Raw genomic sequence first — 20,845 nt, 5'->3', positions numbered from 1 at the left:
AAGAAGGCCTGCGCTTCGCCATCCGCGAAGGCGGCCGTACGGTCGGCGCTGGCGTCGTGGCCAAGATCATTGCTTAATTCATAAGCAGAACAAGGAACTTGCCATGTCCAAGCAAAAAATCCGCATCCGCCTGAAGGCGTTTGACTACAAGCTGATCGACCAGTCCGCTGCCGAGATCGTTGACACCGCCAAGCGCACCGGCGCCATCGTCAAGGGCCCTGTGCCCCTGCCGACGCGCATGAAGCGTTTCGACATCCTGCGCTCGCCGCACGTCAACAAGACCAGCCGCGACCAGCTCGAAATCCGCACGCACCAGCGCCTGATGGACATCGTGGACCCTACGGACAAGACCGTGGACGCCCTGATGAAGCTCGACCTGCCCGCGGGCGTGGACGTCGAAATCAAGCTGCAGTAATGGCTTTTGCGGGGTGGGTTCGCCCACCCCGCAAGGTCCGAAATAACGCGAACTTGCTTGCGAAAGCAGTTCGCGTTATACTTTAGGGCTTCGCTCGATTTGCGCCTTTGAAAAGGTGCCGGCCGTGCGGAGTTTTATTAACCTTCTTTCATGCACGCAGGCGAGAGCTTGCGGAAACGCCGTAGCCAATTGAAGTTGCGGCGGTGAGAGTTTTGGAGAAAACCAATGAGTCTGAGCAACTCCCTCGGGTTGCTGGGTCGCAAAGTGGGCATGATGCGTCTGTTCACCGATGATGGGGACGCAGTGCCTGTCACGGTGGTGGATGTGTCCAACAACCGCGTTACCCAGATCAAAACCCAAGAGAACGATGGCTACGTGGCCCTGCAGGTCACGTTCGGTTCGCGCAAAGCATCGCGCGTGACCAAGCCAGAAGCCGGCCACCTTGCCAAGGCAGGTGTGGAAGCCGGTGAAATCATCCAGGAATTCCGCGTGACCGCCGATACCGCAGCCCAGTACCAAGCTGGCGCCTCGGTGGCTGTGACGTCCGTGTTCTCCGTGGGTCAGAAGGTCGACGTGCAAGGCACCTCGATCGGTAAAGGCTACGCCGGTACCATCAAGCGCCACAACATGAGCTCGCAGCGCGCGTCGCACGGTAACAGCCGTTCGCACAACGTGCCTGGCTCGATCGGTATGGCACAAGACCCAGGTCGCGTGTTCCCCGGCAAGCGCATGACGGGCCACCTCGGCGATGTCACCAAGACCACGCAAAACCTCGATGTGATCCGCATCGACGAAGCGCGTCAACTGCTCTTGATCAAGGGCGCTATTCCGGGCTCCAAGGGTGGGTTCGTGACGGTGCGTCCAGCTGTCAAGGCCAAAGCCTCCAAAGGAGCGAACTAATGCAGCTCGAACTCCTGAATGACCAAGGCCAGGGCGCATCCAAGCTGGATGTTCCTGAAACCGTGTTCGGTCGTGAATACAACGAAGATCTGGTGCACCAGATCGTGGTGGCCTATCAGGCCAACGCCCGCCAAGGCACTCGCGCCCAGAAGGACCGCGAGCAAGTCCGTCACTCGACCAAGAAGCCTTTCAAGCAAAAGGGTACGGGTAACGCACGTGCAGGTATGACCTCGTCGCCACTGTGGCGCGGGGGCGGTCGGATTTTCCCGAACATGCCTGACGAAAACTTCACGCAGAAGATCAACAAGAAGATGTACCGCGCCGGTATGTCTGCCATCTTGTCGCAGCTGGCCCGCGAAGGCCGTCTGGCTGTGGTCGACTCCCTGAAGCTTGATTCGCCCAAGACCAAGGTCCTGGCTGACAAGTTCAAGGCGATGAACCTGCAATCGGTGATGGTGATCGCCGATGAAGTGGACGAAAACCTGTACCTGGCTTCGCGCAATCTGGTGAACGTGCTCGTCGTCGAGCCCCGTTACGCAGATCCCGTGTCGCTGGTCCGTTTCAAGAAAGTGCTCGTCACCAAGGGTGCAATCGACAAACTCAAGGAGATGTTCGCATGAGCACACTCAAGTTTGACGAAGGTCGTCTGATGCAAGTGCTGGTCGCTCCCATCGTGTCCGAAAAGGCCACCATGGTTGCCGAGAAGTCCAATGCTGTGACGTTCAAGGTGCTGCAGAACGCTACCAAGCCAGAAATCAAGGCCGCTGTGGAATTGATGTTCAAGGTCGAGGTCAAGGGCGTTTCTGTGGTGAACACCAAAGGCAAGACCAAGCGCTTCGGCAAGACCGTCGGCCGCCGCGACAACGTTCGCAAGGCATACGTCACGCTGCAGCCAGGTCAAGAGCTGAACCTCTCCGGGGAGGCCGCGTAATCATGGCTGTCATCAAGATGAAACCCACTTCGCCCGGCCAACGTGCCGTGGTGAAGGTCACGCGTGACCACCTGTACAAGGGTGAAGCGTACGCCCCCCTGCTGGAACCACAATTCCAGAAGGCCGGCCGTAACAACAACGGTCACATCACCACCCGCCACAAGGGCGGTGGCCACAAGCACCACTACCGCGTGGTGGACTTCAAGCGCAACAAGGACGGCATTCCGGCCAAGGTTGAGCGCATCGAGTACGACCCCAACCGTACGGCCCACATCGCTCTGGTGTGCTATGCCGATGGCGAGCGCCGCTACATCATCGCTCCCCGCAACCTGGAAGTGGGCGCAACCCTGCTGTCCGGTTCGGAAGCCCCGATCCGCGCTGGCAACACGCTGCCGATCCGCAACATCCCCGTGGGTTCGACCATCCACTGCATCGAGCTCAAGCCCGGTGCCGGTGCGCAGATCGCCCGCTCGGCAGGTGCTTCGGCAACGCTGCTGGCCCGCGAAGGCGTTTACGCCCAGGTGCGCATGCGCTCGGGTGAAGTTCGCAAGATCCACATCGAATGCCGCGCCACCATTGGCGAAGTGGCCAACGAAGAACACAGCCTGCGCCAACTGGGCAAGGCCGGTGTGAAGCGCTGGATGGGTATTCGTCCCACGGTTCGCGGCGTTGCCATGAACCCGGTGGATCACCCTCACGGTGGTGGCGAAGGCCGCACCGGCGAAGGCCGCCATGCAGTCGATCCTTGGGGCAATCTGACCAAGGGTTATCGCACCCGTAACAACAAGCGCACACAGATCATGATCGTGTCGCGTCGCAAGAAGTAAGGGGTAACAGATGACTCGCTCTCTTAAAAAGGGTCCATTTGTTGACCATCACTTGCTGGCCAAGGTCGAAAAGGCCGTTGCCACCAAGGACAAGAAACCAGTCAAGACCTGGTCGCGTCGCTCCATGGTTCTGCCCGAGTTCATCGGTCTGACCATTGCCGTGCACAACGGCAAGCAGCACGTACCTGTCTATGTCACCGACCAGATGGTGGGCCACAAGCTGGGCGAATTCGCCCTGACGCGCACCTTCAAGGGTCACCCCGCTGACAAAAAAGCGAAGAAGTAAGGAACGACCATGTCTGAAACACGTGCAGTCCTCCGGGGCGTCCGTCTGTCGGTCGACAAGGGCCGTCTGGTCGCCGATCTGATCCGCGGCAAGAAGGTGGACCAGGCTCTGAACATCCTGAACTTCACGCAGAAAAAAGCTGCGGGAATCGTCAAGAAGGTTCTGGAGTCGGCCATCGCCAACGCCGAACACAACGATGGCGCCGACATCGACGAACTGAAGGTCAAGACCATCTACGTCGAACAAGGCACCACGCTCAAGCGCTTCACCGCGCGCGCCAAAGGCCGCGGCAATCGCATCAGCAAGCCCACGTGCCATGTGTACGTGACGGTTGGCAACTAAAGGCTCGGGAAGACTATGGGACAGAAAATCCATCCTACCGGCTTCCGCCTTGCGGTCAGCCGCAACTGGTCCAGCCGTTGGTACGCCAGCAACCGCGATTTCGCGGGCATGCTGGCCGAAGACATCAAGGTGCGTGAGTACCTGAAGGCCAAGTTGAAGAACGCCGCCGTGTCGCGCATCCTGATCGAGCGTCCTGCCAAGAACGCCCGCATCACCATTTACTCGGCTCGTCCTGGTGTGGTGATCGGCAAGAAGGGTGAAGACATCGAGAACCTGAAGAAGGAACTCGCTGCTCGCCTGGGCGTGCCCGTCGCAGTGAACATCGAAGAAGTGCGCAAGCCTGAAATCGATGCCAAGCTGATCGCCGACAGCATCACGCAACAGCTCGAAAAGCGGATCATGTTCCGCCGCGCCATGAAGCGCGCCATGCAGAACGCCATGCGTCTGGGTGCCCAGGGCATCAAGATCATGTCGTCCGGCCGTCTGAACGGTATCGAAATCGCTCGCTGCGAGTGGTACCGCGAAGGCCGCGTGCCACTTCACACGCTGCGTGCGGACATCGACTACGGTACCTCTGAAGCCAAGACCACCTACGGTGTGATCGGCGTCAAGGTCTGGGTCTACAAGGGTGACACGCTGGGCCGCAATGACCTGCCCGCCGTGGAAACGCCTCGTCCAGACGAAGAGCGCCGCCCACGCGGTCCACGCCGTGATGGCCGCCCAGGTGGCGACCGTCCAGGCGCAGGCCGTGGCCCACGTCGTCCTGTCGGTGGCAACACCGCTCCGGCCGACGGCAGCGACAAGCCAGCGGAAGCTGGTGGCGCTGATAACACCGCCGTTAAGCGCGTACGCAAAGTCGCCGCGCCCGCTACAGCAGCGGACGGTAAAGGAGAATAACTATGCTGCAACCTGCTCGCCGCAAATACCGCAAGGAGCAAAAGGGCCGTAACACTGGTGTCGCAACGCGGGGTTCCTCCGTTGCGTTCGGTGATTTCGGTCTGAAGTGCACCGACCGTGGCCGTCTGACGGCCCGTCAGATCGAGGCTGCACGCCGTGCAATCTCCCGTCACGTCAAGCGTGGCGGCCGTATCTGGATCCGCGTGTTCCCGGACAAGCCAATCTCTACCAAGCCCGCAGAAGTGCGTATGGGTAACGGTAAGGGCAACCCCGAGTACTACGTGGCCGAAATCCAGCCCGGCAAGATCGTTTTCGAGATCGTCGGTGTGCCCGAAGAACTGGCCCGTGAAGCGTTCCGCCTGGCTGCCGCCAAGCTGCCGCTGCGCACCACGTTCGTCAGCCGCCTGATCGGCGCGTAATTCAGGAGAACAAGCAATGAAGACTACTGAACTGCGCCAAAAAGACGTCGCCGGCATCGAAGCCGAAATCAAGGCGCTGCAGAAGGCCCATTTCGGCCTGCGCATGCAAAAGGCCACGCAGCAACTGGGTAACACCAACACGCTGCGCACCACCCGCCGCGATATCGCCCGTGCCAAGACCATTCTTGCTGAAAAGCAAGCCGCCAAGTAAGGAGCCCACATGACGGAACCTAAAAAATCCCTCAAGCGCACCTTGGTTGGCAAGGTGGTCAGCGACAAGCGTCAAAAGACCGTGACCGTGCTGGTCGAGCGCCGTGTGAAGCACGAGCTCTACGGCAAGATCGTTGCGAAGTCGAGCAAGTACCACGCCCATGACGAAAAGGGCGAGTACAAGCTGGGCGACGTGATCGAAATCACCGAGAGCCGTCCGCTCTCCAAGACCAAGAACTGGGTTGCCACCCGCTTGGTGCAAAAGGCCGGCCTGCTCTAAGCCCTCCCGGCTTACAGGCAGCACAGCCCCTCAAAACGACCCACAATGTGGGTCGTTTTGTTTTGTGGGCCGCGTTTTTTTGCAGGCCTGCAGGCGAATGTGTTCAATACCCCCAGCAACCCAAGGAGAGATCAATGATCAAAGTCGGTGACACCCTGCCAGCCAGCACCCTGATGGAATACTCGGAAGTCGAGGGCGAAGGCTGCTCCATCGGTCCGAATCCCGTGCCGGTGGACAAGGCCACGGCAGGCAAGACGATTGCCCTGTTCGCGCTGCCTGGCGCCTTCACGCCCACCTGCTCGGCCAAGCACGTGCCTGGCTACGTGGAAAAGGCAGCCGAATTCAAGGCCGCCGGCGTGGATGAGATCTGGTGCGTGAGCGTGAACGATGCCTTCGTGATGGGTGCCTGGGCGCGCGACCAGAAGACCGACGGCAAGGTGCGCATGCTGGGCGACGGTGATGCCACCTTCGCCAAGGCGACCGGCCTGACGCTGGACCTGAACGGCAAGGGCCTGGGCCTGCGCAGCAACCGCTATTCGATGCTGGTGCGCGATGGCAAGGTGGTCACGCTCAACGTGGAGGCCCCTGGCAAGTTCGAGGTGAGCGACGCCGACACCCTGCTGGCCCAGGCCAGGGCGTGATGCCCTGATTTGCTATTCAATTGGTAGCTTCTGGCGCTTGTGAACCAGGCGCCAGAGCCCAAAAACCTCAGAAGATATCGACCTTGAGGTAGTGGGCCCCCGCAATGGGGTTGTGGTAGTAGGGCGGAATCTCCTCGAAGCCCAGGTCGGTGTACAGCGCGCGCGCCGACTCCATGTCGTCGAGGGTATCGAGCAGCACACAGGCATAGCCTGCCTGCCGCGCGAGGTCGAGCATGGCTTCGGCCAGCTCGCGGCCCAGGCCGAATCCACGGAACGCCTTGCGCACGTACAGGCGTTTCATCTCGCTCGCATTGGGGTAGTCGGCCGCATCCAGCGGCCGCAGGGCGCAGCAGCCCGCTATCGCACCCTCCACCTCGGCCAGCAGCAGGGCACCGCGCGGCGCGGCATAGTCGCCGGGCAGGTGGGCCAGCTCGCTCTCGAAGTCCTGAAAGCACAGATCGACGCCCAGGGTGTCGGCGTATTCGCGGAAGATGTCGCGGACCGCCTGAAGCTCGGCAGGCGAGGAGGGGATCCGCAGGGTGACGGCAGGCTTGTCCAAGGCACAAAGTGGTGTGAAACGACGGAAGCCGCAGTGTAGCCAGTTCGGTTCAGAACCCGGGCGCCGCCGCCAGTGTCGACACCCACCAGGCCAGCCCGAAGCTCAGTCCCAGCACCACCAGCGCGACCACCCGGGTGGCCAGATCGTCGCGCGATGCAGGCGCGGGCGCCGCCAGCAGCTTGTCGCCGTGCAGCATGGGCTTGACCAGGCGCTGCTTGCGCACCAGCACGTAGAACACGATGGCCAGCAGGTGCAAGGCCACCAGCGCCAGCACCAGGTACTGCCCGATTTCCTTGTGGTAGCCCGTGGCCTGGCCCACCACCGCATTGGGAACGAACCGGGTGAGCGGGCCGGCAAAGGCGATCTCGTCATCGCTGAGCAGGCCGGTTGCCACCTGCGCGGCCAGCACGGCCAGCAGCGCGAACACGGACAGCGCCCCCAGGGGGCTGTGGCCGATGCTGTCCTCGGCGTGCGCCGCGCCGCGCACATAGCGCAGCAGCCGGGCGGGGGAGTACAGGAAGCTCGCGAAACGCGACCAGCGCCCGCCGATCAGTCCCCAGACGGCGCGGAACACCAGCAGCGCCAGCACCACGTGGCCCAGCCGGAAATGCCACTCCATGGCGTTGCCGCCCACCTTGGCCGTGACCACCAGGGCCACGACGCAGGCGGCCAGGGTCCAGTGGAAGATGCGGGTGGGAAGGTCCCAGATGCGTACGGTGTGCTGCTGCGTCATGGTGGCGGTGGGCTGGGTGTTGAGGAGGAGGGGAATGGCCGCATTGTGAAGGAGGCGGGGTAAACCCGGAAGGAGGGCGCCGCTGCGAAACCCGTGGTAAACCGGCATACTCCCTGCGGGTCAAAAGGTTTTTGCATTTACCCCCCACGAAAAAAGGAAATACCCCCATGAAAGCACTTGCCGCGTTCGCCCTTGCCGCTGCCACGCTGACCGTGTCGGCACCGGCCTCCGCCCAGTTCGCCAAGGCCGAGGACGCCATCAAATACCGCCAGAGCGCACTCTTCGTGATGGGCCAGCACTTTGGCCGGCTCGGTGCCATGGTCAACGGGCGCATTCCATTCGACGCCAAGGCGGCGCAGGAGAACGCGGATGTGGTGGCCAACATGGCCAAGCTGCCCTGGGCGGGCTTCGGGGCGGGCACGGACAAGGGCGCTCCCACCAAGGCGCTGCCCGAGATCTGGACCGAGCAGGCCAAGTTCAAGGAACACTCCGAGAAGCTCGAGGCCGAATCCGTCAAGCTGGCCGCCGCGGCCAAGACCGGCAGCCTGGACAACCTGAAGACGGCCTTTGGCGCTGCCGCGGGCACCTGCAAGGCCTGCCACGACAACTACCGCGCCAAGTAAAGTGCGTCGCCCTGAGCGGCGTTGCCGCTTCTCCCTTCTCTCTGCGCGCTCCGGGAGAGGGGGGCGACGCCAGCGCGGCGGGGCAGCCCTTGTGCGGCGTCCGCTGGCCGGGGCCGCGTGCGCTCAATGCGTATGCTATTAAAATGGTAGCTGTTTGCGCTGAACCCATAAGCGACAAAGGCCGATTTCGCATGAAATCGGCCTTTTGCCTTTGAAGGTGCCGTAGCGGCTCAGGTCTCGGCCAGCAGCTTTTCGATGAGCTGGTGCAGCTCGGGGAAGTTGGGTGCGCCCACGTAGGTCTTCACGATCTCGCCGCGCTTGTTCACGATGAAGGTCGAGGGCGTGAGCCGCACATCGCCCCAGGCCTGGGCCACCTTGCCGGTGTTGTCGATGGCGACCTGGAAGGGCAGCTTGCGGGTTTCGGCAAAGTTCACCACGTAGCTGGGCGGGTCGTAGCTCATGGCCACGGCCAGGGTGTCGAAGCCCTTGGCGTGGTACTTGTTGTAGGTCGCCACGATCTCGGGCATCTCGGCCACGCAGGTGGTGCAGCTCGTGGCCCAGAAATTCACCAGCGTGACTTTGCCGCGCAGATCGGCGGTGGACTTGCTGGAGCCGTCCAGCAGCACGAAGTTCGACTCCGGCGCCACGGAGCGGCCCGTATCCAGGTACACATAGGCGCCCACGGCCGCGAACGCCGCCACCGCCACACCTGCTGCCCAATGCTTGATCGCCATGACTTCCTATCCATCCAGAACTGTGGGCCGGGCCCGCGCCGAAACCCGGCCGCAGCCGGTGCCCCGATTGTCGCAGCTTGGGTGGAGTCGTGTGCTGCGCAAAAGTTCGCGCAAAACGGCGCACGCGGCCCGCGCTGCGTGCTGTGCCGATAATCGGCCCATGAACCGAACACCAACCCGCGCGGCCGCCTTGCCGCCCATGCTCCTGCTGGCGTGGCTGGCAGGCTGCAGCCCCGCGCTCAACTGGCGCAGCGTGCCGCTGCCCGAGGCGGCCATCACCATCACGCTGCCCTGCAAGCCCGACCGGGCCGTGCGCCCGGTGGAGCTGGCGGGCTCGCCCGTCGAGCTGGCCATGGCGGGCTGCGATGCGGATGGCGCGACCTTTGCGGTGTCGCATGCCGCGCTGGCCGACCCCGCGCAGGTGGGCGCGGCGCTCACGCACTGGCGGGCGGCCGCGATCGCCAACCTGGGCAACGGCGCGGCCGCCCGCGCGGTCGACACGCCGTACGCGCCGCCGGGCGTGCTGCCCCTGCCCCAGTCGGTGCGCACCGTGGTTCAGGGCCAGCGCCCGGATGGCAGCGCCGTCACGGCCCAGGCCGTGTGGTTCGCGCGCGCCGTGGGCCCGCAGGTGCGGCTGTACCACGCGGTGGTCTACACCCCCAAGCCCCGCCCCGAGGTGGCCGACCAGTTCTTTGCCGGGCTCACGCTCCAATGACGGCCCCCGGCGTGCTGCCGCGGCGGGCCGCGGTGATTGTCTTCCTGGCGTTTGCCTTCGCGTATTTCCTGTCGGCCCTGGTGCGGGCGGTGACGGCCACCCTGGCGCCCACGCTGTCGCAGGAGTTCTCGCTGCACGCCAGCGACCTGGGGCTGCTGGCCGGGGGGTACTTCCTGGGGTTCGCGGCCACGCAGCTGCCGCTGGGCACCTGGCTGGACCGGCACGGGCCCAAGAAGGTCGCCCTCGGCTTCCTGGGCGTGGCCGTGGTGGGCAGCCTGGTGTTCTCGGTGGCGACGGGGTTCTCGGGCCTGCTGGCCGGCCGCGTGCTGTGCGGCGCCGGCGTCAGTGCCTGCCTGATGGCGCCCCTCACCGGCTACCGGCGCTGGTTCGAGCCCACCCTGCAGATGCGGGCGAACTCGTGGATGCTGATGACCGGCTCGCTGGGCATGGTGGCGTCCACGCTGCCGGTGCAGTGGGCGCTGCCGCTGGTGGGATGGCGGCCCCTGTTCTGGGTCCTGGCCGCGCTGATCGCGGTATCGATGGTGGTGATTGCCGTCTGGGTGCCGGCCTGGGGCGCCACCACCCCGCGGGCAGACGGACCGGTGCCTCCTGCCGGGGCCACCGAGGGCGCGGAACATGGCTACGCCATGGTGTGGCGCCATCCCTACTTCCAGCGCCTGGCGCCCCTGGGGTTCTTCGTGTACGGCGGCATGGTGGCGATGCAGACCCTGTGGGCCGGGCCCTGGATGCAGCGCGTGGCGGGCTACACGCCGCTGGAGGCCGCCACGGGCCTCTTCTGGATCAATGTCTCCATGCTGTGCACGTTCTGGACCTGGGGCATGCTCAACCCCTGGCTGCTGCGAAAAGGGCTGGGGGCCGACCGCCTGATGGCGGCGGGCCTCCCGCTGTGCCTGGTGGTGCTGCTGGGCACCATCGTGGCGGGGCCCCGGGCCGGGGGCGGGGCGTGGGCGCTGTTCTGCATGTCGTGCACGTTCGTATCGCTGTCGCAGCCCGCGGTGGCCATGGCGTTCCCGCAGGCGCTCGCGGGGCGGGCCTTGTCGGCCTACAACCTCGTGATTTTTGCGGGGGTGTTCGTGGTGCAGTGGGGCATCGGCCTGGCGGTGGACGCCTTCGCCGCCGCGGGCCTGTCCGCGGTGCAGTCCTTCCAGGCCGCGATGGCGGTGTACCTCGCGTGCAACGCGGGCGCCTACGCGTGGTTCCTGCTGCGGGGGCGGCGCCATAATGTGCTGCAAACCACCGCGCCATGAGCACCACCAGCATCCTCATCATCGCCCACGCCCCGCTGGCCCATGCGCTGCGCGAATGCGCGCTGCATGTGTTCCCCGACTGCGGGGGCAGCGTGTCCGCGCTCGACGTGCAGCCCAACCAGCCGCCCGAGGAGTCGCTGGCGCAGGCCCGCATCATGCTCGATCAACTGGGCGCGGATTCGACGCTGGTGCTCACCGACGTGTTCGGCGCCACGCCCTGCAACATTGCGCAGCGCCTCATCGGCAACGTGCGCTCGCGCCTGGTGACGGGCGCCAACCTGCCCATGCTGCTGCGGGCCGTGAGCTACCGCCACGAGCCCCTTGATTCGGTGGTCACCCGCGCCGTGGTGGGAGGCACCCAGGGCGTCATGCAGGTGGCCATCTCCGCACCGCAGAACCAGAATACCCGCAACCGACATGATCAAGACCCGTACGACCATCAACAATAAACTGGGCCTGCATGCCCGCGCGTCGGCCAAGCTCACCAAGCTGGCCGGCAGCTTTCCCTGCGATGTCTTCATGAGCCGTGGCGACCGGCGCATCAACGCCAAGAGCATCATGGGCGTGATGATGCTGGCCGCCGGCATGGGCACCGAGGTGGAGATCGAAACCAGCGGCGAGCGCGAACAGGAGGCCATGGACGGGCTCCTGGCACTGATTGCCGACAAGTTTGGCGAGGGTGAATGACCTTCTCCGTCCACGGTCTCGCAGTCGCCCGCGGCATCGCCATCGGCCGTGCGGTGCTGGTGGCGTCCAGCCGGGTGGACGTGGCGCACTATTTCGTCAAACCCGAGCAGATCGAGGGCGAGATCGAGCGGGTGCGCAACGGGCGCAATGCCGTGGTCGAGGAACTGCAGCGCCTGCAGGTGGAGATGCCCGCCGATGCGCCGCATGAACTGACCGCGCTGCTCGACGTGCACCTGATGCTGCTGCAGGACGAGGCCCTCACGGGCGGGGTCAAGCACTGGATCACCGAGCGCCTGTACAACGCCGAGTGGGCGCTCACCACGCAGCTCGAAGTCATCGCGCGCCAGTTCGACGAGATGGAGGACGAATACCTGCGCGAGCGCAAGGCCGACCTGGAACAGGTGGTCGAGCGCATCCTGCGCTACATGAAGGGCGTGGCCAGCCCCGTGGCGCCCCCCGCCAGCAGCCCGCGCCGCAAGACCCAGCAGGACCTGCTGCTCGACGACACGGTGGACGTGCCCCTGGTGCTGGTCGCGCACGACCTCTCGCCCGCCGACATGCTGCAGTTCAAGCAGAGCGTGTTCGCGGGCTTCGTGACCGACGTGGGCGGCAAGACCAGCCACACCGCCATCGTGGCGCGCAGCATGGACATTCCGGCCGTGGTGGGCGCGCGCGCGGCCAGCCAGCTGGTGCGCCAGGACGACTGGGTCATCATCGACGGCGATGCGGGCGTGGTCATCGTGGACCCGTCGCCCATCATCCTGGCCGAGTATGGCTTTCGCCAGCGCCAGGTGGAGCTGGAACGCGAGCGCCTGGCCCGGCTGCGCCACACCCCGGCCATCACGCTCGACGGCCACAAGATCGAGCTTCTGGCCAACATCGAGCAACCGGGCGACGCCGCCGCCGCCGTGCGCGCCGGCGCCGTGGGCGTGGGCCTGTTCCGCAGCGAGTTCCTGTTCATGGGCAAGAGCGGCAACCTGCCCGGCGAGGACGAGCAGTACCGCGCCTACTGCGAAGCCATCGACGGCATGCAGGGCCTGCCCGTCACCATCCGCACCATCGACGTGGGCGCCGACAAGCCGCTGGACCACAAGAGCCACAAGGACAGCTACCTGAACCCGGCCCTGGGCCTGCGCGCCATCCGCTGGAGCCTGGCCGACCCGGCCATGTTCCGCACCCAGCTGCGCGCCGTGCTGCGCGCGGCGGCGCATGGCAAGGTCAACCTGCTGTTCCCGATGCTGGCGCACACGCACGAGATCCAGCAGACCATCGCGCAGGTGGACCTGGCCCGCGCCGAGCTGGATGCGCGCGGCGTGCCCTACGGCCCGGTGCAGCTGGGCGCGATGATCGAGGTGCCCGCGGCGGCGCTCATGGTGCGCACCTTCCTGCGGTATTTCGATTTCCTCTCCATCGGCACCAACGACCTGATCCAGTACACGCTGGCCATCGACCGCGCGGACGAGGCGGTGGCGCACCTGTACGACCCGCTGCACCCCGCCGTGCTGCGCCTGGTGGGCGATGTGATCGCCGAGGGCGAACGCCAGGGCAAGAGCGTCTGCGTGTGTGGCGAAACGGCCGGCGACGTGACCATGACGCGCCTGCTGCTGGGCCTGGGCCTGCGCAGCTTTTCCATGCACCCCGCGCAGATCCTGGCCATCAAGCAGGAGGTGCTGCGCGCCGACACGCGCAAGCTCGCGCCGTGGGCGCGCCAGGTGCTGGAGGGGGATGAACCCGCGGCCGCGCTGGCGCCGTAGGGTGGTGCTGAAATGCTCCTCAATTGATAGCTTTCTGCGCTTGATGGACCGGCGCCAGGGGCCGGTTTTGCCAGATTTTTTTTGAAAAGTGAAGCGCGGCGTCCGCCAGCCTGCAAGGCCGGCGGATGCACTTCTCCCCGCCCGTTCTGATGGCCTGCGCTGCATCCAGAAAAACCCATGCCTCCCATGCAGCTTGCCCACGCAGACCCGTCCCTCATCGACTCGCCCCAGGCCCTGCGGCGGCTTCTTGCGACCCTGGGCCTCGTCGTGCTGGGGAACAGCAGCATGTACGTGGTGTCGGTGGTGCTTCCGGCGGTGCAGAGCGAGTTCGGAATCGGCCGCGCCAGCGCCTCGCTGCCCTATACCCTGATGATGGTCTGCCTGGGCCTGGGCGGGCTATGGACAGGGCGGCTGGCGGACCGCCACGGCCTGATGCCCGTGCTCTGGCTGGGTGCCCTGGCGGTGTTTGGCGGCTTCATGGGGGCGAGCCTGTCGGGCAGCATCTGGGCTTTCGGTCTGGCGCACGCGGTGATGGGGTTCATTGGCGGCTCCGCGACGTTCGCGCCCTTGCTGGCCGATACGGCGCTCTGGTGGAATCGCCGGCGGGGCATCGCGGTGGCGGTGTGCGCCAGCGGCAACTATGTGGCGGGCGCGGTCTGGCCGCCCATCGTGCAATACGGCGTCGACTCCATCGGCTGGCGGCCTACCTACATGGTGCTGGGCAGCATCTGCGGCGTGGGTATGCTCGCGCTGTCCCTGCGCATGCGCCAGCGCCCTCCCGCGATTCCGGCGTCTGCGGCAGCGGGCGCGAACCGGGCGGCGCCGGACCGTGCCCGCCCTTTCGGCCTGGCTCCGAACCACGCGATGGCGCTGCTGTGCCTGGCAGGCATCGCGTGCTGCGTCGCCATGGCCATGCCGCAGGTCCACATCGTGGCCTACTGCACGGACCTGGGCTTCGGCGCCGCCCAGGGCGCCCAGATGCTGTCGCTCATGCTGGCCTGCGGCATCGTGAGCCGCCTGGTCTTCGGGCTGATCTGCGACCGCATCGGCGGCATCCGCACCCTGTTGCTGGGGTCGGCGCTGCAGGGCATCGCCCTCGTGCTTTTCCTTCCCTACGACGGCCTGGTGCCGCTGTACGTCATCTCGGGGCTATTCGGGCTGTTCCAGGGCGGCATCGTGCCCACCTACGCCATCATCGTGCGCGAGTACTTCCCGCCCGGCCAGGCGAGCGTGAGGGTGGGGGGCGTCATCATGGCCACGCTCGTCGGCATGGCGCTGGGCGGCTGGCTTTCCGGCTGGATATTCGACGCCACGGGAAGCTACCACGCCGCCTTTCTCAACGGCATCGGCTGGAACCTGCTGAACCTCTCCATCACCGGCTGGCTCTACCTGCGCGTGCGCCGGGAGCGCGCGGACCCGCGCATGCCGTGAATTGCTCCTGAATAGATAGCTTTTCGCGCTTTCCGGACAAGCACGGGAGGCCCGCTGGATGCAGATTCACACGGGCCGCCGCAGGGCCAGCACGCTCCAGCGCACGTCCGGCCGCCCCTGGGCGTCGTCCCGCGTGCCGCTGTGCGCGGTGGCCAGCCCGTGCCGTGCGCCCAGCGCCGCCGTTTCCTGCATCGACACGTCGAACATGCGCCGCCCCCGGGGCACGGGGCCATGGCGCAGAGACATCACCACCAGCGCGCCCGGCGCGAGCAGGTCCGCCACGGCCCGCATGGCGGCGGTGCGTTCCGCGGCGTCCAGATGCATCCACACGGCGGTCAGCAGCACCAGGTCGAACTGGCGGCCCCGCAGGCCGGTGAGCGCGGGCAGGTGGTCGTCCACCCACTCGATGGGCAGCCCCGCGTGGATGCGCTGCCCCTCCTGCCGCAAGGCCGCCGTGGGCTCGGCGGCCACCACATGGTGGCCCGCGCGCACCAGCGCGGCTGCGTCCCGTCCCGAGCCCGCGCCGATGTCGAGCACCCGGCTGGGCGTGCGCGGGAACAGGTGCAGCGTGCTGCGGTGCACATCGGCGAACGCAATGCTTTCATACTGCGCCGCCAGCGCGGCGGCGTGCGTGCCATAGCCCGCCGTGCCGGGGATGGGGAGGGTGTCCATGCGAAGATCGGGTTTGCTATCGGATAGATAGCTATCAGCGCTTGATGGGCAAGCGTCTGGGCCATTTTGATTGAATCAGCGCGCTCGCATGCCCATCACGGCCGCGCCGATGATCATCACCGTGGCCAGCGCGATGCTCCAGGTGAACGGGCGGCCGCTCACCGCGATCAGCAGCGCGGTGGACGCCAGCGGCGTGATGTAGCTCAGGATGCCGATGTGCCGCGCGTCGCCCAGCTTGAGTGCCTTGTCCCACAGAAAGAACGAGGCGCCCAGCGGGCCCAGGCCCAGCACGGCCAGCAGCGCCCAGTCGCGCGGCTGCAGCGCCACGGCGGGCTCCAGCAGCGCGTGGCACAGCAGCGACAGCACGCCCGACACCAGCCCGAACAGGCCGATGGCGGTGGTGGGGAACGCCGCCACCCGCTTGGTCATGAGCGAATAGGTGGCCCAGATGAAGGCCGCCGCCAGCGCCGGCAGGTAGCCCCAGGCGAGGGTGCCGCTCAGCGCGCGCCCGCCCGCGATGGCGATGGCGGCCCCGCCAAAGCCCAGCAGTGCCGCCAGCACATGCGGCGTGCGCAGCGACACGCCGGGCAGCACCACGGGCGAGAGCACGACGATGAACAGCGGCCACAGGTAGTTGACCAGGTTGGCCTCGACCGGCGGCGCGTGGCGCAGCGCGATGAACAGCAGGAAGTGGTAGGCGAACAGGCCGTACACCCCCAGCGCCAGCGTGCGCGCCGGAATGCGCCACTGCGACGGATCGCGCAGCACGAAGGGCCAGGCCGGCACGCTGCCGATGATGAGCGCGATGCCCGTGAGCAGGAACGGCGGAATGTGGGTGAGCGACACGCCCAGCGAGGCGAGCGAGGCCCACAGGGCGATGGCGCCGAGGGCATAGAGATTGGCTTGCATGGGCTTGACTGTATGCGCGAGCGGCGGCCCGCATCGTCGCGCAACGGCGGCCGCTCGTCGCGCAGCGGCGGTGCGGCGGCGCCGCACCGGTCATCCCCTCACCGATCCATGCATCCATTCATTTGCTCACTCACCCATTCGCCGGTTCATTCACCGGGGCCCGGGCTCCCCGCCGCGCCCGCCTGGCGCCGCAGCGCCGCGGTCAGCGCCGAGGGTGAACGGTAGCCCGTGCGCTGCGCCACTTCGGCCACGGCCATCCCGCCGCCGCGCAGCAGCCGGGCCTGTGCCAGCCGCTGGCCGCGCAGCCAGGCCATGGGCCCCAGGCCCTGCTCGTCGCGGCAGCGGGCCGCGAACTGGCTGGGGCTCAGGTGCACGCGCGCGGCCAGGTCGGCGACCGAGAGCGCCCCGTCCCACTGCTGGGCGGCCCACTGCCGCAGCGCGGCCCAGTCGATCGGCCGCTGGCGCGAGGGTGCCAGGCCGGGGGGCCAGGCGCGGGGGCCGGAGCCTGCCAGCCACGCCTCCAGCAACAGCGCCGGGCCGTGGGCCTGCGCCAGGGGGCGGCCTTGCTGCAGTGCGCCCGCCAGGTAGTGCGCCAGCGGCAGGGCCTCGGCGGGGGGCGCGCTGGCGCCCTGGCCGTGCGGCCGCAGGCAGCGCGCCCATCCGGGCTGCGCACTGTCGAGCACCAGGCACAGGCTGCCGCGCGCCGACTCGAAGTCATGGCGGTCGCCCGGGGCGATCACGCACCCCCCGCCGGGGCTGACGCGCACGCCGCGCCCCTCGACTTCGAGGTCGAGGGCGCCGGACAGCCCCAGCAGGACCTGGAAGTGGTCATGGCTGTGGCTGCCGGGAGAGGCACCGTAGCGGCGCAGCGAAAGCTGTTCGGAGGAGGGCATGTGCACCGTGGATTTTGCTGCAACCGCACACGGACCACCAGCCGGGCGGGCGCGCGCCGGGGTGGCGATTTTTTCCTTCGCGCTTTGAATTTATGTTGCTAGAGTGAATTTCAACAAGTGGCAACAAGGAATTCATATGGTTTCAAGTGCGGGCTTGGCGCAGCCTGCAGAACTTTCAGGCAGCGGTTCCGACGAGCTGTTGGCGTGCCTGCTCATTGTTGCCAAGGCCCACGGCCTGCCTTCGACGCCCGAGGCGGTGATGGCCGGGTTGCCTGCTGAAAACCACCGGCTGACCCCCGGCCTCTTTGCCCGTGCGGCCCAGCGCGCGCACATGAGCAGCCGTCTCGTTCGGGAGCCGCTGACCCGCGTCAAGGACGCCTTGCTCCCGGCGGTCCTGCTGCTGCAGGGCGAGCGCGCGTGCGTGCTCCTGGGCTGGAGCGACGGCCACAGCGAAGCGCGTGTCGTGCTGCCCGAACTGGGGGACGCGCCCATCCAGGTGTCGCGCGCGGCGCTGGAGGCGGACTACCTGGGCACCACGGTGTATGTGCGCCCTTCCCAGCGTTTCGATGCGCGCGCCCCGCAGGTCAGGGCGGGCCGCCATGGGCACTGGTTCTGGACCGTGCTGGCCGAAAACCACGGGCTGTACCGCGACGTGCTCATGGCCGCCTTCCTGGCCAACCTGTTCGCCCTGGGCATGCCCATCTTCACGATGAATGTCTATGACCGGGTGGTGCCCAACAACGCCATCGACACCCTGTGGGTGCTGGCGCTGGGGCTGTCCATCATGCTCGTGGGCGACCTGGTGCTGCGCACGCTGCGCGGGCGCTTCGTGGACCTGGCCAGCAGCCGTGCCGACGTGAAGCTGTCGGCCTACATCATGGAAAAGGTGCTGGGCACGCGCATGGAGCAGCGGCCGGCCTCGGCGGGCTCGTTCGCGTCGAACCTGCGCTCGTTCGAGTCGGTGCGGGACTTCATCAGCTCGGCGTCCGTCGTGGCGTTCATCGACCTGCCGTTCGGCCTGATCTTCATCGTGGTGATCGGCTGGATCTCGTGGCCGATGCTGATCCCGCTGCTGTGCGGCGCGGCGGTGATGCTGCTCTACGCCCTGGCCGTGCAGGGGCGCATGCACGCGCTGTCCGAAACCACCTACCGCGCGGGCGCGCAGCGCAATGCCACGCTGGTGGAGGCGCTGGTGGGCTTCGAGACCGTGAAGGCGCTGGGCGCGGAGGCGCCCCTGCAGCGCAAGTGGGAGCGCAGCACGGCGCTGCTGGCCCGCGTGGGCGTGCAGCTGCGCCTTCTGTCGGCCACGGCCAGCAACACCTCGGCCTTCCTGCAGCAGCTCATCAACCTGGTGATCGTGATCGTGGGCGTGCACATGATCGGCGAGCGCCAGCTCACCATGGGGGGGCTGATCGCATGCACCATGCTCGCGTCGCGGGCCATGGCGCCGGTGGGGCAGGTGGCGGGCCTGCTCGTGCAGTACCACACGGCATCGACGGCCCTGACCTCGCTCAACGAGATGATGAAGCGCGAGGTGGACCGCCCCGAGGGCGCCAGCTTCATCAGCCGGGGGCGGCTGCAGGGCGCGATCGAGTTCAGGGATGTCGGCTTCACCTACCCGGGCCAGCAGACGGCCTCGCTGCGCAACGTGACGCTGTCCATCAAGCCCGGCGAGCGGGTGGCCATCCTCGGGCGCATCGGCTCGGGCAAGACCACGCTGCAAAAGCTGATGCTGGGGCTGTACCGGCCGACCTTGGGCGCGGTGCTCATCGACGGCATCGACCAGCGCCAGCTGGACCCCGCCGAGCTGCGCCGCCAGGTGGGATACGTGCAGCAGGACGTGGTGCTTTTCTATGGCTCGCTGCGCGAGAACATCACGCTGGGCGCCCCGCTGGCCGACGACGCGGCCGTGGTGCGGGCGGCCGAGATCGGCGGCATCCTGCCGCTCGTGAATGCGCACCCGCAGGGCTTCGACATGCTGGTGGGGGAGCGGGGCGAGTCGCTGTCGGGCGGGCAGCGGCAGGGCGTGTCCATCGCGCGCGCCGTCATCAACGATCCCGTGGTGCTGCTGCTGGACGAACCCACCTCGTCCATGGACCATTCCAGCGAGGAGGACATCAAGCGCAGGCTGGCCGATTTCTCGAAGGGGCGCACGCTGGTGCTCATCAGCCACAGGACCTCGCTGCTGGCCCTGGTGGATCGCATCATCGTGATGGACGCGGGCCGCATCGTGGCCGATGGCCCCAAGGAGCAGGTGGTGCAGGCCCTGCGCCAGGGCCGCATCGGAAAGGCGGTGTGAGATGGCCGAACTCAACGAGAAAGCCTTCGAGCAGATCGGCCGTGCCGTCAGGACGGGCGGGGCGGCCAGCGAATCCGTCTTCGGGCGCATGGTCCGGCGCCTGACGCCCACGGGCGCGGCCGACACGCTGGACTGGGCGGACGATGCCGACTGGGCGCGGCTGCAGCAGGAGCCCCTGCGCGCCCGGGTCCTTCTGCGCCTGGCGGTGCTCTTTCTGCTGCTGCTGGTGCTCTGGGCCGCGTATGCGGAGCTCGACGAAGTCACGCGGGGCGACGGCAAGGTGGTGCCCACGAGCCAGGTGCAGGTCATCCAGAGCGTGGATGGCGGCGTCGTGGAAGTGCTGCCGGTGCGGGAGGGGCAGATCGTCGAAGCGGGCCAGTTGCTGCTGCGCGTGGACTCCACCCGGTTCATGTCGAACATGCTGGAAAGCCGGGCGAGCCTGCTCGCGCTGCAGGCCAAGGCCCTGCGCCTGCAGGCACTGACGCAGGGCGGCACATTCATTCCTCCGCCGGACCTCCTGCGGGACGCGCCGGACATCGTTGCGCAGGAGATGCGCCTGTACCGCTCGCGGCGCGAGGAGATCAGCGCGCAGGTGTCCATCTCGCAGAACCAGCTCCTGCAGCGCCAGCAGGAGCTCAATGAGGTGCGTGCCCGCAAGGAGCAGGCCGAGCGTGGCCTGGAGTTGATGCTCAAGGAGCTGAACGCCACGCGGCCCATGGTGGCCACGGGCGCGGTGTCCGAGGTGGAGGTGCTGCGGCTGGACCGCGAGGTGGCGCGCCTGCGCGGCGACCGCGAGCAGGCGGATGCGCAGATATCCCGCGTGCAGGCCGCGATCCAGGAGGCCTCGCGGCGCATCGAGGAGGTGCAGCTCACGGCCCGCAACCAGATGAGCGCCGAGCTGTCGGAGACCATGAGCAAGCTCTCCAGCCTGTCCGAGGGCGGCCGGGCGCTGGCCGACAAGGTCAAGCACGCGGACATCCGCTCGCCGGTGCGGGGCACCGTCAAGCGCCTGCTGGTCAACACCGTGGGCGGCGTGGTGCAGCCTGGCAAGGAGGTGGTGGAGATCGTGCCGCTGGACGACGCGCTCATCCTGGAGGCGCAGGTCAGTCCGCGCGACATCGCGTTCCTGCACCCGGGCCAGGAGGCCATGGTCAAGTTCACGGCCTACGACTTTTCGATCTACGGCGGCCTGGCGGCCGAGGTGGTGAACATCAGCGCGGACTCGGTCGTCGATGACAAGGGCAATGCCAACTACCTGGTGCGCGTGCGCACGCGCAAGGCTAGCCTGGGGGCGAACCTGCCCATCATCCCCGGCATGGTGGCGCAGGTGGACATCCTCACGGGCAAGAAGACCGTGCTGGCCTACCTGCTCAAGCCGGTGCTGCGCGCCAAGGCGAACGCCTTGTCCGAGAGGTGAATG

28 protein-coding genes are annotated in these 20,845 nt (G+C 66.8%); 22 read left to right on the top strand and 6 right to left on the bottom strand.

The features are described from left to right. From AC07OD_RS27810 to AC07OD_RS27750, 13 genes are all read left to right on the top strand, one after another. On the top strand, positions 1-77 hold a 77-nt coding region (locus AC07OD_RS27810), incomplete at its 5' end, for an EF-Tu C-terminal domain-related protein (protein ID WP_198556962.1). A gap of 26 nt (positions 78-103) precedes the next feature. Continuing rightward, positions 104-415 (top strand): 30S ribosomal protein S10, encoded by a 312-nt coding sequence (rpsJ, locus tag AC07OD_RS27805; protein WP_005796953.1) that lies wholly within the window; start codon positions 104-106, stop codon positions 413-415. Between the two features lie 225 nt (positions 416-640). Next, positions 641-1,315, top strand: a complete 675-nt coding sequence (rplC, locus tag AC07OD_RS27800; RefSeq protein WP_218298005.1) for a 50S ribosomal protein L3 — start codon at positions 641-643, stop codon at positions 1,313-1,315. Then, positions 1,315-1,935, top strand: coding sequence for a 50S ribosomal protein L4 (gene rplD / locus AC07OD_RS27795; protein ID WP_008906425.1), 621 nt, complete (start codon positions 1,315-1,317; stop codon positions 1,933-1,935). Before rplC ends, rplD begins: the two co-directional genes overlap by 1 nt. Then, positions 1,932-2,246 carry a 50S ribosomal protein L23 gene (gene rplW, locus AC07OD_RS27790; RefSeq protein ID WP_007847815.1) on the top strand — a complete coding sequence of 105 codons (315 nt, stop codon included), beginning with the start codon at positions 1,932-1,934 and terminating at the stop codon, positions 2,244-2,246. Before rplD ends, rplW begins: the two co-directional genes overlap by 4 nt. A gap of 2 nt (positions 2,247-2,248) precedes the next feature. Further along, the gene (rplB, locus tag AC07OD_RS27785; RefSeq protein WP_010467175.1) at positions 2,249-3,073 is read left to right on the top strand and encodes a 50S ribosomal protein L2; all 825 of its coding nucleotides are present in this window, start codon (positions 2,249-2,251) and stop codon (positions 3,071-3,073) included. A 10-nt stretch (positions 3,074-3,083) separates the two neighbouring features. Continuing rightward, on the top strand, positions 3,084-3,359 hold the full coding sequence (gene rpsS, locus AC07OD_RS27780) for a 30S ribosomal protein S19 (protein WP_010467177.1): 276 nt from the start codon (positions 3,084-3,086) through the stop codon (positions 3,357-3,359). A 9-nt stretch (positions 3,360-3,368) separates the two neighbouring features. Next, complete coding sequence (rplV, locus tag AC07OD_RS27775; RefSeq protein ID WP_007847806.1) at positions 3,369-3,701, top strand: 50S ribosomal protein L22; 333 nt, start codon at positions 3,369-3,371, stop codon at positions 3,699-3,701. 15 nt (positions 3,702-3,716) lie between these two features. Next, positions 3,717-4,598 (top strand): 30S ribosomal protein S3, encoded by an 882-nt coding sequence (rpsC, locus tag AC07OD_RS27770; protein WP_142149114.1) that lies wholly within the window; start codon positions 3,717-3,719, stop codon positions 4,596-4,598. 2 nt (positions 4,599-4,600) lie between these two features. Continuing rightward, the gene (gene rplP, locus AC07OD_RS27765) at positions 4,601-5,017 is read left to right on the top strand and encodes a 50S ribosomal protein L16 (RefSeq protein WP_218298006.1); all 417 of its coding nucleotides are present in this window, start codon (positions 4,601-4,603) and stop codon (positions 5,015-5,017) included. Between the two features lie 16 nt (positions 5,018-5,033). After that, positions 5,034-5,228, top strand: a complete 195-nt coding sequence (rpmC, locus tag AC07OD_RS27760) for a 50S ribosomal protein L29 (protein ID WP_008906429.1) — start codon at positions 5,034-5,036, stop codon at positions 5,226-5,228. A 9-nt stretch (positions 5,229-5,237) separates the two neighbouring features. Continuing rightward, on the top strand, positions 5,238-5,507 hold the full coding sequence (gene rpsQ / locus AC07OD_RS27755) for a 30S ribosomal protein S17 (RefSeq protein ID WP_218298007.1): 270 nt from the start codon (positions 5,238-5,240) through the stop codon (positions 5,505-5,507). Between the two features lie 134 nt (positions 5,508-5,641). Next, a complete protein-coding gene (locus AC07OD_RS27750) occupies positions 5,642-6,148 on the top strand; it encodes a peroxiredoxin (protein ID WP_218341849.1) in 507 nt (168 codons plus the stop codon). A 67-nt stretch (positions 6,149-6,215) separates the two neighbouring features. Here the strand turns inward: AC07OD_RS27750 and AC07OD_RS27745 are convergent, their stop codons facing one another. Beyond that, positions 6,216-6,707, bottom strand: coding sequence for a GNAT family N-acetyltransferase (locus AC07OD_RS27745; protein ID WP_218298009.1), 492 nt, complete (start codon positions 6,705-6,707; stop codon positions 6,216-6,218). Between the two features lie 49 nt (positions 6,708-6,756). After that, a complete protein-coding gene (locus AC07OD_RS27740; RefSeq protein WP_218341848.1) occupies positions 6,757-7,440 on the bottom strand; it encodes a cytochrome b/b6 domain-containing protein in 684 nt (227 codons plus the stop codon). 167 nt (positions 7,441-7,607) lie between these two features. Between AC07OD_RS27740 and AC07OD_RS27735 the strand changes: the two genes are divergently transcribed. Then, complete coding sequence (locus tag AC07OD_RS27735; protein WP_494598535.1) at positions 7,608-8,063, top strand: c-type cytochrome; 456 nt, start codon at positions 7,608-7,610, stop codon at positions 8,061-8,063. A gap of 230 nt (positions 8,064-8,293) precedes the next feature. Here AC07OD_RS27735 and AC07OD_RS27730 read toward each other — a convergent pair whose 3' ends face one another. Continuing rightward, complete coding sequence (locus AC07OD_RS27730; RefSeq protein ID WP_218298012.1) at positions 8,294-8,797, bottom strand: TlpA disulfide reductase family protein; 504 nt, start codon at positions 8,795-8,797, stop codon at positions 8,294-8,296. Positions 8,798-8,957: 160 nt separating this feature from the next. On the opposite strand from AC07OD_RS27730, the gene AC07OD_RS27725 reads away from it, so the two are divergent. The 6 genes from AC07OD_RS27725 to AC07OD_RS27700 all read left to right on the top strand — a co-directional run bounded on the left by AC07OD_RS27725 (position 8,958) and on the right by AC07OD_RS27700 (position 14,652). Next, on the top strand, positions 8,958-9,512 hold the full coding sequence (locus AC07OD_RS27725) for a hypothetical protein (RefSeq protein ID WP_494598534.1): 555 nt from the start codon (positions 8,958-8,960) through the stop codon (positions 9,510-9,512). Next, positions 9,509-10,780, top strand: a complete 1,272-nt coding sequence (locus AC07OD_RS27720; RefSeq protein ID WP_494598533.1) for an MFS transporter — start codon at positions 9,509-9,511, stop codon at positions 10,778-10,780. The genes AC07OD_RS27725 and AC07OD_RS27720 overlap by 4 nt, the downstream gene beginning before the upstream one ends. After that, positions 10,777-11,229: a PTS sugar transporter subunit IIA gene (locus tag AC07OD_RS27715; RefSeq protein WP_218298015.1), complete on the top strand. Its 453-nt coding sequence runs from the start codon at positions 10,777-10,779 to the stop codon at positions 11,227-11,229. Before AC07OD_RS27720 ends, AC07OD_RS27715 begins: the two co-directional genes overlap by 4 nt. Beyond that, a complete protein-coding gene (locus AC07OD_RS27710; RefSeq protein WP_218298016.1) occupies positions 11,198-11,467 on the top strand; it encodes an HPr family phosphocarrier protein in 270 nt (89 codons plus the stop codon). Before AC07OD_RS27715 ends, AC07OD_RS27710 begins: the two co-directional genes overlap by 32 nt. After that, entirely contained in the window at positions 11,464-13,221 is a 1,758-nt protein-coding gene (ptsP, locus tag AC07OD_RS27705; RefSeq protein WP_218298017.1) for a phosphoenolpyruvate--protein phosphotransferase, read from the top strand. The genes AC07OD_RS27710 and ptsP overlap by 4 nt, the downstream gene beginning before the upstream one ends. A gap of 186 nt (positions 13,222-13,407) precedes the next feature. After that, positions 13,408-14,652, top strand: a complete 1,245-nt coding sequence (locus AC07OD_RS27700; protein WP_369641151.1) for an MFS transporter — start codon at positions 13,408-13,410, stop codon at positions 14,650-14,652. A gap of 66 nt (positions 14,653-14,718) precedes the next feature. On the opposite strand, the gene AC07OD_RS27695 is transcribed toward AC07OD_RS27700, so the two are convergent. The 3 genes from AC07OD_RS27695 to AC07OD_RS27685 all read right to left on the bottom strand — a co-directional run bounded on the left by AC07OD_RS27695 (position 14,719) and on the right by AC07OD_RS27685 (position 17,126). Beyond that, on the bottom strand, positions 14,719-15,324 hold the full coding sequence (locus AC07OD_RS27695) for a class I SAM-dependent methyltransferase (protein WP_494598532.1): 606 nt from the start codon (positions 15,322-15,324) through the stop codon (positions 14,719-14,721). A gap of 75 nt (positions 15,325-15,399) precedes the next feature. Further along, positions 15,400-16,233, bottom strand: coding sequence for a DMT family transporter (locus AC07OD_RS27690; protein WP_218298020.1), 834 nt, complete (start codon positions 16,231-16,233; stop codon positions 15,400-15,402). A 146-nt stretch (positions 16,234-16,379) separates the two neighbouring features. After that, positions 16,380-17,126 carry an AraC family transcriptional regulator gene (locus AC07OD_RS27685; RefSeq protein WP_218341843.1) on the bottom strand — a complete coding sequence of 249 codons (747 nt, stop codon included), beginning with the start codon at positions 17,124-17,126 and terminating at the stop codon, positions 16,380-16,382. 136 nt (positions 17,127-17,262) lie between these two features. Here AC07OD_RS27685 and AC07OD_RS27680 point away from each other — a divergent pair, with 136 nt between their 5' ends. Continuing rightward, positions 17,263-19,425 (top strand): type I secretion system permease/ATPase, encoded by a 2,163-nt coding sequence (locus AC07OD_RS27680; protein ID WP_492808077.1) that lies wholly within the window; start codon positions 17,263-17,265, stop codon positions 19,423-19,425. 1 nt (position 19,426) lies between these two features. Further along, entirely contained in the window at positions 19,427-20,842 is a 1,416-nt protein-coding gene (locus AC07OD_RS27675) for an HlyD family type I secretion periplasmic adaptor subunit (RefSeq protein WP_492254419.1), read from the top strand. Positions 20,843-20,845: the final 3 nt, after the last annotated feature.

Source organism: Acidovorax sp. GW821-FHT10E03 (assembly GCF_059415205.1).
This window is presented reverse-complemented; position numbering and strand designations above follow the sequence as displayed.

Coding starts and splice junctions, on each gene's coding strand:
- rpsS (WP_010467177.1), top strand. CDS start 3,084: ATGACTCGCTCTCTTAAAAAGGGTCCATTTGTTGACCATCACTTGCTG.
- AC07OD_RS27735 (WP_494598535.1), top strand. CDS start 7,608: ATGAAAGCACTTGCCGCGTTCGCCCTTGCCGCTGCCACGCTGACCGTG.
- AC07OD_RS27730 (WP_218298012.1), bottom strand. CDS start 8,797: ATGGCGATCAAGCATTGGGCAGCAGGTGTGGCGGTGGCGGCGTTCGCG.
- rpsC (WP_142149114.1), top strand. CDS start 3,717: ATGGGACAGAAAATCCATCCTACCGGCTTCCGCCTTGCGGTCAGCCGC.
- AC07OD_RS27690 (WP_218298020.1), bottom strand. CDS start 16,233: ATGCAAGCCAATCTCTATGCCCTCGGCGCCATCGCCCTGTGGGCCTCG.
- AC07OD_RS27710 (WP_218298016.1), top strand. CDS start 11,198: ATGATCAAGACCCGTACGACCATCAACAATAAACTGGGCCTGCATGCC.
- rpmC (WP_008906429.1), top strand. CDS start 5,034: ATGAAGACTACTGAACTGCGCCAAAAAGACGTCGCCGGCATCGAAGCC.
- AC07OD_RS27695 (WP_494598532.1), bottom strand. CDS start 15,324: ATGGACACCCTCCCCATCCCCGGCACGGCGGGCTATGGCACGCACGCC.
- AC07OD_RS27715 (WP_218298015.1), top strand. CDS start 10,777: ATGAGCACCACCAGCATCCTCATCATCGCCCACGCCCCGCTGGCCCAT.
- rplP (WP_218298006.1), top strand. CDS start 4,601: ATGCTGCAACCTGCTCGCCGCAAATACCGCAAGGAGCAAAAGGGCCGT.
- AC07OD_RS27750 (WP_218341849.1), top strand. CDS start 5,642: ATGATCAAAGTCGGTGACACCCTGCCAGCCAGCACCCTGATGGAATAC.
- AC07OD_RS27700 (WP_369641151.1), top strand. CDS start 13,408: ATGCAGCTTGCCCACGCAGACCCGTCCCTCATCGACTCGCCCCAGGCC.
- ptsP (WP_218298017.1), top strand. CDS start 11,464: ATGACCTTCTCCGTCCACGGTCTCGCAGTCGCCCGCGGCATCGCCATC.
- AC07OD_RS27740 (WP_218341848.1), bottom strand. CDS start 7,440: ATGACGCAGCAGCACACCGTACGCATCTGGGACCTTCCCACCCGCATC.
- AC07OD_RS27725 (WP_494598534.1), top strand. CDS start 8,958: ATGAACCGAACACCAACCCGCGCGGCCGCCTTGCCGCCCATGCTCCTG.
- rplD (WP_008906425.1), top strand. CDS start 1,315: ATGCAGCTCGAACTCCTGAATGACCAAGGCCAGGGCGCATCCAAGCTG.
- rplV (WP_007847806.1), top strand. CDS start 3,369: ATGTCTGAAACACGTGCAGTCCTCCGGGGCGTCCGTCTGTCGGTCGAC.
- rpsJ (WP_005796953.1), top strand. CDS start 104: ATGTCCAAGCAAAAAATCCGCATCCGCCTGAAGGCGTTTGACTACAAG.
- AC07OD_RS27680 (WP_492808077.1), top strand. CDS start 17,263: ATGGTTTCAAGTGCGGGCTTGGCGCAGCCTGCAGAACTTTCAGGCAGC.
- rpsQ (WP_218298007.1), top strand. CDS start 5,238: ATGACGGAACCTAAAAAATCCCTCAAGCGCACCTTGGTTGGCAAGGTG.
- rplC (WP_218298005.1), top strand. CDS start 641: ATGAGTCTGAGCAACTCCCTCGGGTTGCTGGGTCGCAAAGTGGGCATG.
- rplB (WP_010467175.1), top strand. CDS start 2,249: ATGGCTGTCATCAAGATGAAACCCACTTCGCCCGGCCAACGTGCCGTG.
- AC07OD_RS27675 (WP_492254419.1), top strand. CDS start 19,427: ATGGCCGAACTCAACGAGAAAGCCTTCGAGCAGATCGGCCGTGCCGTC.
- AC07OD_RS27720 (WP_494598533.1), top strand. CDS start 9,509: ATGACGGCCCCCGGCGTGCTGCCGCGGCGGGCCGCGGTGATTGTCTTC.
- AC07OD_RS27685 (WP_218341843.1), bottom strand. CDS start 17,126: ATGCCCTCCTCCGAACAGCTTTCGCTGCGCCGCTACGGTGCCTCTCCC.
- rplW (WP_007847815.1), top strand. CDS start 1,932: ATGAGCACACTCAAGTTTGACGAAGGTCGTCTGATGCAAGTGCTGGTC.